This is a genomic window from Promicromonospora sp. NPDC057488 (assembly GCF_042802395.1).
GTDB lineage: Bacteria > Actinomycetota > Actinomycetes > Actinomycetales > Cellulomonadaceae > Promicromonospora.
Genome location: NZ_JBHVEG010000078.1, coordinates 19,414 through 27,593 on the forward strand (window position 1 = coordinate 19,414; position 8,180 = coordinate 27,593).

Annotated in this window: 7 protein-coding genes; 6 read left to right on the plus strand and 1 reads right to left on the minus strand. The window is 74.3% G+C overall.

All coding sequences use genetic code 11. The features are described from left to right. Positions 1-93 precede the first annotated feature (93 nt). The 6 genes from ACFU5G_RS16690 (at position 94) to holA (ending at position 7,141) form a co-directional block, all read left to right on the plus strand. On the plus strand, positions 94-1,161 hold the full coding sequence (locus ACFU5G_RS16690) for a helix-hairpin-helix domain-containing protein (protein WP_377246847.1): 1,068 nt from the start codon (positions 94-96) through the stop codon (positions 1,159-1,161). Next, a complete protein-coding gene (locus tag ACFU5G_RS16695; protein ID WP_377246850.1) occupies positions 1,158-3,569 on the plus strand; it encodes a ComEC/Rec2 family competence protein in 2,412 nt (803 codons plus the stop codon). Before ACFU5G_RS16690 ends, ACFU5G_RS16695 begins: the two co-directional genes overlap by 4 nt. A 184-nt stretch (positions 3,570-3,753) precedes the next feature. After that, positions 3,754-4,500, plus strand: coding sequence for a hypothetical protein (locus ACFU5G_RS16700; RefSeq protein ID WP_377246853.1), 747 nt, complete (start codon positions 3,754-3,756; stop codon positions 4,498-4,500). A 10-nt stretch (positions 4,501-4,510) separates the two neighbouring features. After that, positions 4,511-5,200 carry a hypothetical protein gene (locus ACFU5G_RS16705; protein WP_377246856.1) on the plus strand — a complete coding sequence of 230 codons (690 nt, stop codon included), beginning with the start codon at positions 4,511-4,513 and terminating at the stop codon, positions 5,198-5,200. Continuing rightward, the gene (locus tag ACFU5G_RS16710; RefSeq protein WP_377246859.1) at positions 5,200-6,075 is read left to right on the plus strand and encodes a neocarzinostatin apoprotein domain-containing protein; all 876 of its coding nucleotides are present in this window, start codon (positions 5,200-5,202) and stop codon (positions 6,073-6,075) included. Before ACFU5G_RS16705 ends, ACFU5G_RS16710 begins: the two co-directional genes overlap by 1 nt. Positions 6,076-6,133: 58 nt before the next feature. Then, positions 6,134-7,141 (plus strand): DNA polymerase III subunit delta, encoded by a 1,008-nt coding sequence (gene holA, locus ACFU5G_RS16715; protein ID WP_377246862.1) that lies wholly within the window; start codon positions 6,134-6,136, stop codon positions 7,139-7,141. A 49-nt stretch (positions 7,142-7,190) separates the two neighbouring features. On the opposite strand, the gene ACFU5G_RS16720 is transcribed toward holA, so the two are convergent. Further along, the gene (locus ACFU5G_RS16720; RefSeq protein WP_377246865.1) at positions 7,191-7,895 is read right to left on the minus strand and encodes an FxLYD domain-containing protein; all 705 of its coding nucleotides are present in this window, start codon (positions 7,893-7,895) and stop codon (positions 7,191-7,193) included. Positions 7,896-8,180: the final 285 nt, after the last annotated feature.

An 8,180-nucleotide genomic window follows, 5' to 3' on the forward strand; every position in this document is an offset into this window, starting at 1 on the left:
AGCCCGACCACAGGGGCTCGTTCTCGGGGTCTGTGCACAGGCGGACCACGGGGCCCGTCCGCGGCCTGCCCGACCCGCCTAGCGTCCTGAGTCATGCAGCCAGAGACCGCGCAGCAGCGCCGCCCTGATCCCTGGCCGTTCGGCCCGGTGCGCGGGTCCGACGGCCCGGGAGCTCAACCGTTGTCCGGCGCCGGGCCGTCCGCCACCATGCCGACTGCCGCCATGCCGTCCGTCGCCATGCCGTCCGTCACCGAACCGGTAGCCGATGCCGGCCCGGCTGCGGACGGTGTGCCCGACGCCAGGACGGAGGCCGACGACCTGGTGGAGCGACTGCGCGCCCGGCGCTCCACCTCGGGCGTGGCCGCGGCCTACGCGGCCGCGCACGGTCATCCCGCCGACCCGCGGGCCGAGCGCGGCGCCCGCCGCTGGGCCCTGACCGGCACGACGGCGGCGGTCGCGGTCGTGGCGGTGCTCCTGCTCGGAGTGGGTGTGGCCGCCTTCGCCCTGCGCGGCGACGGCGTCGAGGCGCTGGCCCCGGTCGGTGCCGGCAGCGGGACGACGGAGGCGGCGCCGGGCACCGGCGACGAGGGGCCGGGTGAGCTGGCCTCGGGGGCGGACGGCGACGGTGCCGGCGACGGCGGAACGGACGACGGCGGAGCGGATGGTGACGGCGCAGGCAAGTCGGCCGGGGCCTCGGGTGGCCTGCTGGTGCACGTGGTCGGCGAGGTCGCCGAGCCAGGCCTGGTCACCCTGCCGGACGGCGCCCGCGTGGCCGACGCCGTCCAGGCCGCCGGCGGCGTGACCCGCAAGGCCGACCTCACGGCGGTCAACCTGGCCCGCACCGTGGTGGACGGCGAGCAGCTCTACGTGCCGAAGCCGGGTGAGCCCGTCCCCGGAGCGGCGGCCGGTGCCGGCGGTTCGGCCGGTGGCGGGACCGGTGGTCCCGCCGGCGGGGCGGGAACGGGCGCCGTCGACATCAACACCGCCGACGCGGCGGCGCTGGAGGCCCTTCCCGGAGTCGGGCCGTCGATCGCGAAGGCGATCGTCGAGTGGCGCGACACGAACGGGGCGTTCGCGAGCGTGGACGAGCTGGACGACGTGCCGGGCATCGGCCCCGCCACCCTGGACGAGCTCCGCGACACCGCGCGGGTGGGCCCATGACCGACCTCCGGCTCGTGCCCGCCGCCCTCGCGGCCTGGGTCGCCGCCTGGTCGCTGACCGGCCCGGCGGCGGCCTGGACCGGGCCGGCGACGGTGGTGTTCTCCCTGGTGATCGGGGTTGTGGCCGCTGTGGCATGCCTCTGGCCGGCTCTCGGCCCGAGGACCGCCGGGGCGACCTCCCGGCGTCGCGCGGCCCGGAGCCTCGCCCTGCACTCCGTCCCCGCACACCTCGCCCTGGCCGCCGCCGGCGTCCTCGCGGTCACGCTCTCCGCGCACGTCCAGCTCGCCGGCCGAGCGCCGCTCGCCGAGCTGGCGGAGCAGCGCGTGACCGCGACCCTCACCGGCGTCGTGGTGTCCCAGCCCGAGCCGTTCTCGTTCGCCCCGGGCGCGGGCCGGCAGCGCTGGGTCCTTGCCGCCCGGACCGTCGACGCCCGCGGGGTCGAGTCATCGGCCCGGGCGCACGTCCAGGTGCTGTCGGATGCCACGCCCCGGTACGGCGCGACCGTGACCGTCACGGGCCCGCTGCGTCCCGCCGACCCCGGCGCCGCCGAGACCGCCCGGCTGAGCGCCCGGAGCGCCGCCGAGATCCGGGCGCCGCCGGCCGCGCTCCGGGTGCTCGACACCCACCGCGCTGCCCTCCTGGAGGTCACCGACCCGCTGTCCCCGCAGGCGCGGGGGCTCGTTCCGGGGGCCGCGATCGGCGACACCACCCGGCTTCCCGACGACATCTCCGAGGACATGCGCGTCACGGGCCTGACCCACATCACGGCGGTCTCCGGGGGCCATTTCGCGGTCGTGGTCGCCGCCCTGACCCTGCTCTGCTCGGCCGCCCGGCTGCCCCGGCCCGTCCGGGTGCTCGTCATCGGGCTCGCCGCCCTGGCCTTCGTGCTGCTGGTCCGGCCCGAACCCGCCGTGCTCCGGGCCGCGGTCATGGCGGCGTTCGCGCTCACCGGCACGGCGCTCGGCCGGCCGTCCCAGGCGGTGCCCGCGCTCGCGGGGTCCGTGGTGGGGCTGCTGGTGGTCGACCCGTGGCTGTCCCGCTCGTTCGGGTTCGCCCTGTCGGCCGCGGCGACGGCGGGGCTGGTGCTGCTCACGGCGCCGCTGAGCGCGCGGCTGGCACCCTGGACGGGCCAGGCCCTGGCGTACGCGGTGGCCGTCCCGCTCGCGGCGCAGGTCGCGTGCGGTCCGATCCTGGTGCTCCTCGACCCGTCGGTCTCGACGGTCTCGGTGCTCGCCAACCTCCTGGCCGGGCCGGCGCTGGTACCGGCGACCGTGCTCGGCCTGCTCGCCACGGTGCTCGCACCCTGGCTCCCGGCCGTCGCCGGACCGGTGGCCTGGGCCGCGAGCGGCGCCACCTGGTGGATCGCCGCGGTCGCGCACCGGTGCGCCGCGCTGCCCGGTGCGGCCGTCCCCTGGCTGGGCGGACCGGCGGGCGCAGTTCTGCTCGCGGCGCTCACCGGGCTGGCGCTGTGGGCGGCGCTGCGGCGCGCACCGCGCCCGGGCTGGCCCGAGTCCTGGCGCGCGGCGGCTCGTTCCGGCCTGCGCGAGGCCCTGGCCGCGCGGCGCCGGCGGCTGACCCGGGCCCGGTTCGTCGTGCTCCTGGCGGCCGCGTCGGCGGCGGCGCTGGTCGTCGCCGTCGCGGTACCCCGGCTCGTGGCCCGCACCGGGCTGCCGACGGACTGGCAGGTCGCGGCGTGCGACGTCGGGCAGGGGGACGCACTCGCGCTCCGCACCGGTCCGGCGTCGGCCGTGGTGGTGGACGTCGGCCCCGACGGTCCCGCGGCGGGCCGGTGCCTCGACCGGCTGGGGGTCGAGCGGGTCGACCTGCTCGTGCTGACCCACTTCCACGCCGACCACGTGGGTGGCCTCGGGCCGGTGCTCGCCGGGCGCGAGGTCGTGGCGGCGCTCGTGTCCCCGGTGCCGGAGCCGGCGGCGAACGCCGGCGCGACCGAGGCGGCCCTGGCCGCGGCCGGCGTCCCGGTGCGGGCCGCCGGGACCGGCGACCGGGGGACGGCCGGGACCCTCGCCTGGCGGGTGTTGCAGGCGGGCGCGGGAACGGGTGCGAACGACTCCAGCGTGGTGCTGTCCGCACGGGTCGCCGGGCTGGACGTGCTCCTGCTGGGCGACCTGGAGGACGCCGGCCAGGAGGCGCTGGTGCCGCTGACGGGGCGCGCCGACGTCGTGAAGATCGCGCACCACGGGTCCGCGGTGCAGTCCCGCGAGCTCGCGGAGCGGCTGCGTCCGGCGGTCGCGCTCGTGTCCGCCGGCCGGGACAACGAGTACGGGCACCCCACCGACGAGGCGCTCGACCTGTACGCGGGCGTCGGCGCCGCGGTGGTGCGCACCGACGCGTGCGGCACCGTCGCGCTCGTCGTCCGCGGAGAGGAGGTGGCCCTCGCCGGCTGTTAGTGCCCAGGCCACGCGCTTGCCGACGCACCATGACGCAAGCCAGCGCCACACTTTCGTGAAACGTTGCGGATCCTGACCACGGCCCTAACGTGGTTGAAAGACGAAAGGGCTTTGTCAGCACGTATCAGGGGGCAACGTGGTCGAACTAGGACGTACCGCCCGGCGGCACCGCCGGATCATCGCCGTGACAGCAGCGGTGGCGCTCCTCGTCCCGGCGGCGGCGTTCAGCGCCGCCGGCCGGGACCAGGTGTCCGCGCAGCTTCAGCTCCGGCAGGAGCTGCTGGACCAGTCGGTCGTCACCGACGTGTCCGAGGAGGACCAGGTGGTCCGGGTCGACACCACGCAGGACCCGGCGGCCGCCGAGCAGTGGCTCGACGAGTCGGCCGACGTGCTCGACGGGTGGACCGTCGTCGTCGGCGGGACGGGTTCCCGCACCGGGGAGGAGCGCGCCGAGCTCGACGCGCAGGCGTCCGCGGACGACGTCGAGCCGGACACCGCGTGCTCGGACCTCCCCGAGGGGAAGCGTTCGGAGGACGGCTCGACCACGCCGGTCCTGGGCTGCGGCACCGGGGAGGACGTCCAGCTCACCGCGGGCGCGAAGCGTGTGACGCACGGCGGGCCGACCCGGACGCTGGCGACCGCCGTCGACGACGTCCTGGCCTCCTACCTGCCGGACGCGGGCCTGGCGGCCACCAAGGTGCACCTGACCAAGGGCGAGGCGACGGTCGACGTCGCCGCCGGGTTCGAGCAGGCGCTGTCCGACGCCGGGGTCTACCCGGGCGACGTCTGGCAGGCGCTCCTGTTCACGGCGTACAGCAACGGCGCCGTCGACTCGGTGAAGTTCACGCTCGACGGGGACTGCCTCGCCTTCGCCTACGCCACGGGCGGCGACATGTGCGCGGCGACCGACCTGCCGATCGACCTGGGCTGAGGAGGCCACGATGCGCACCACCCTCCGACGGCTCCTGGCCGTGTTCACCGCCCTGCTCGTGGCCGCCGCCGGCCTGCTGGCCGTGGCGCCGTCAGCCGCCGCCGACGTGACCTACGTGCCGGACGACTGGAACGGCAAGGTGATCTACCTGTCCCAGGCGTGCCACGACCGCGGGGACACGGTCTGCCACGACAACACCGGCTGCCGCGGCTTCAGCGAGAACGGCAACTCCTACCGGCTCGCCATGTCGACCATCCAGGGCGGCAGCACCGACAAGCTCAACCTCCTGGAGCGGGGCTACAAGGTGGTGCGGGGCAACGGCCTGACGCGCAAGAACATCGCCAACTCGAACAAGGTGGGCGCGGACCTGCACGTCCCGTTGCACTCCAACGCGATCAGCGCGGCGTGCGAGAGCAAGAAGCCCGCGTCGCGGTACGGCACGCACGTGATGTACGTGTCGAAGGCCGGCAAGGCCTGCGCCGCGGCGATGGTCCAGCACGTGGGCGCCAGCAGCCCGGGCACGAACGACACCCGGCAGTACCGGACGGACCTGGGTGAGCTGAACCAGACCAACGCCGTCTCGTGCTACCTGGAGCAGGACTTCCACGTCTGGCACCGGGGCGTGACCTGGATGAAGGACCGTGACACCTGGAGCTGGCGCCTGGCCGGGGCCATCGACGTGTACCTGGGTTACCCGTGATGCGCGCGCGGCTGATCGGCCCCGTCGCCCTCGCGACGGCCCTGCTCCTGCTCGCCGGCTGCACCACCGAGCCGACGGGTCAGGAGTCCTCGGGCTCGGCACGCGGGAGCGGGGCGAGCCCGTCACCCGGCCAGGAGAGCCGGGGCGGCGCGGACGGCACCAGCCGCGCCGACGGCGGCACGGGTGGCGCCGACGGTGCGGAGGGGCCGACCCTCACGGTCCGGTCCGCCGGCGGCGCCTGGATCGTGCGGGGCACGGGCTTCGCGGGCCGCAACCAGTACCTGGTCCAGTGCACCGGCGGCACGACGACGGGGGCGAGTGCGCTCGACGAGTGCGACATGTCGACCAGCGAGCAGGTGGTCGCAGACGACGACGGGCGGATCTCCGAGACACGCCAGGCACGGGCGTTCGTCAACGTCGGCGCCGTGTCCGAGGTGGACTGCACGGGCGACCCGTGCACGCTCGCCGTCGCCGACCTGTCGGACCGCGTGCTCGTGTCCGCCCCGGCGCCCCTGCCCGGCGGCTCCGAGCCGCCGGACGCGCCCGTGCTCGAGCTGTCCGAGCCGAGCCTGAAGGCCGACGCCGGCCGCGTCACCGTGACGGGCGCGGGCTTTGCTGCGGGCTCGACCGTCCGGATCGTGCAGTGCGCGACCACCTCGGACGGCGGGGTGGACGGCGACAACTGCCTGTACGACGACGGCCGGCGCGTCATCGCGGACCGTGCGGGCACCCTGGTCACCCGGCTCCGCGTCGAGCGGGAGATCAAGCTGGTCGGCGGGGGAGCCGCGGACTGCGCAGAGCAGGGCGCCTGCGTGGTCGCGAACGCCTGGACCGACGGCGGGCGGATCGCGCTGGCCGACCTGCTCTGGGAGTAGCGCACCGCACATCGCGGCGTGACCGCCCGTTGTCGGTGGCGCGTGGCAGGCTGTGTCCGTGCCTCCCGCTACCCGACGCCGTACCGCCACCGCACCCGCCGGCCGCAGCTGGGACGAGCCCACGGTCGCTCCCGTCGTGCTGGTCCGCGGCGCCGAGCCGCTCCTGACCGAGCGCGCGGTGGACGGCGTCGTACGGCTCGTGCGGGAGCGCGACCCCGAGGTCGAGAAGGTCGAGCTGGAGGGGGCCACGTACGGCACCGGCCAGCTCATGGTCGCGGCGAGCCCGTCGCTGTTCGGCGAGGCCAAGGTGGTCGTGGTCCGCTCGACGGAGTCGGGCACGGAGGACCTGATGGCCGACCTGATCGCCTACGTCGGCGCGCCCGACGCGGAGACCACGGTGGTCGTGGTGCACGGCGGCGGGCAGCGGGGCAAGAAGATGCTCGACACCATCACCGGCTCGGGCGCGCCGGTCATGGTCTGCGAGCCCGTGACCAAGGACGCCGAGAAGGCGTCGTTCGTGGTGGGCGAGTTCAAGGCGGCGCGGCGCCGGGCGGACGCCGAGGGCGTGCGCGCCCTCGTGGACGCGCTCGGCAGCGACCTGCGCGAGCTCGCCGCGGCGTGCTCGCAGCTGATCGCCGACACCACCGGCACCATCACGGCTGCCACCGTGGACCGCTACTACGGCGGCCGGGTCGAGGCCACGGGCTTCCGGGTGGCCGACGCCGCGGTCGCGGGGGACGCCGGCGGCGCCGTCGCCCTGCTGCGACACGCGCTCGACACCGGCCTGGACCCCGTGCCGATCGTCGCGGCCCTCGCGCTGCGCCTGCGGAACCTGGCCAAGGTCGCCTCGATGCGGGGCGGCGGCCTGTCGGCCCGCGACCTCGGCATGGCTCCCTGGCAGGTGGACCGCGCCCGCAAGGACCTCCGCGCCTGGACGCCGGAGGGGCTCGCGGCGGCGATCTCCTCCGTCGCGCAGGCCGACGCCGACGTCAAGGGCGAGGCCCGCGACACCGTGTTCGCCGTCGAGCGCGCGGTCATGACGATAGCCCGCTCCCGCCGCGCCTGAGCAGCCGCGCTCAGCTCTGTGGCGACAACGGGTTCGGCCGTCCGGTGTCTCAGTACTGAGAAACCTCGAAGACCTGGAACGTCGCAGACTCCAGTTCCTCCAGGTTCTCCTCGGTGGAGGCCACGAAGAGGTCGAACGACTGCGACTGGCCGGGCTTGAGGGTGCTGGTGCTGGCCCAGTCCTCTTCGATGCGGTCCCCGGACTTGTCGACGGCCTCGACAGACACGTCGTAGCTGTAGCGCTCGTCTGCCTTGTTGGTGATCTTCACCGGCAGGGTGGACTCGACCATGCCCAGGTCATCGGTCTTGGTCTCGAACGAACCGATCTTGACCGTGAGGTCGTTCTTGAGGATCTCTTCGGTGGCGTCTCCGGCCATCTTGTCCATCTCTTCCCCGGCCTTGTCGGCACTCTCTGAGACCGCGTTGAAGGCACTCGTGTAGATGGCCTGCGAGGCGGCGAAACCACCTGTCGCGACGACGGAGATGATGATTGCGGCTACCGCCAGTCCGCGGTAGTGGCTTCGACCTCCGCGAGTTCGGATCAGACCGACAATCCCGAATATCAGCGCCAGGACCGCAAGAACGGCCGCAAAATAGTTGATGATCGGAATTGCACAGAGTAAGGCGGCCACGAGGGCGAAGATGAATCCCGTGATGGCCAGCGCATTCCCTCTGGGCTGAGCGGGAGGGGAAGAGCCCTGCGGTGGCGGCGGCTGGGGTGCTGGAGTGCTGGGCGGCACAGGAGGCTCAGACATGTGAGTTCTCCCTGACGGACGATTAATGTGTCCGGGGCAAAGAATTGCGACGGCGTGCCGGGATCGAAAACAATCCGGTGAAAGTGGTTTCCGTCAACATTAACGGCTGCGCACCGACGGCACATCTCGGCGGTCAATATGAAATTGCACAAAGAGTGCCGCCTGCTTATCCGCGCGAGTCCATCGACACAGTCCGATGCGGCTCCCGTCGCACGGGCGCCGCCGGGATGTGCGCTTCTACCCAGCCATTAGGCCCGAAACGCGGTTGATTCCGGGCCTAATGGC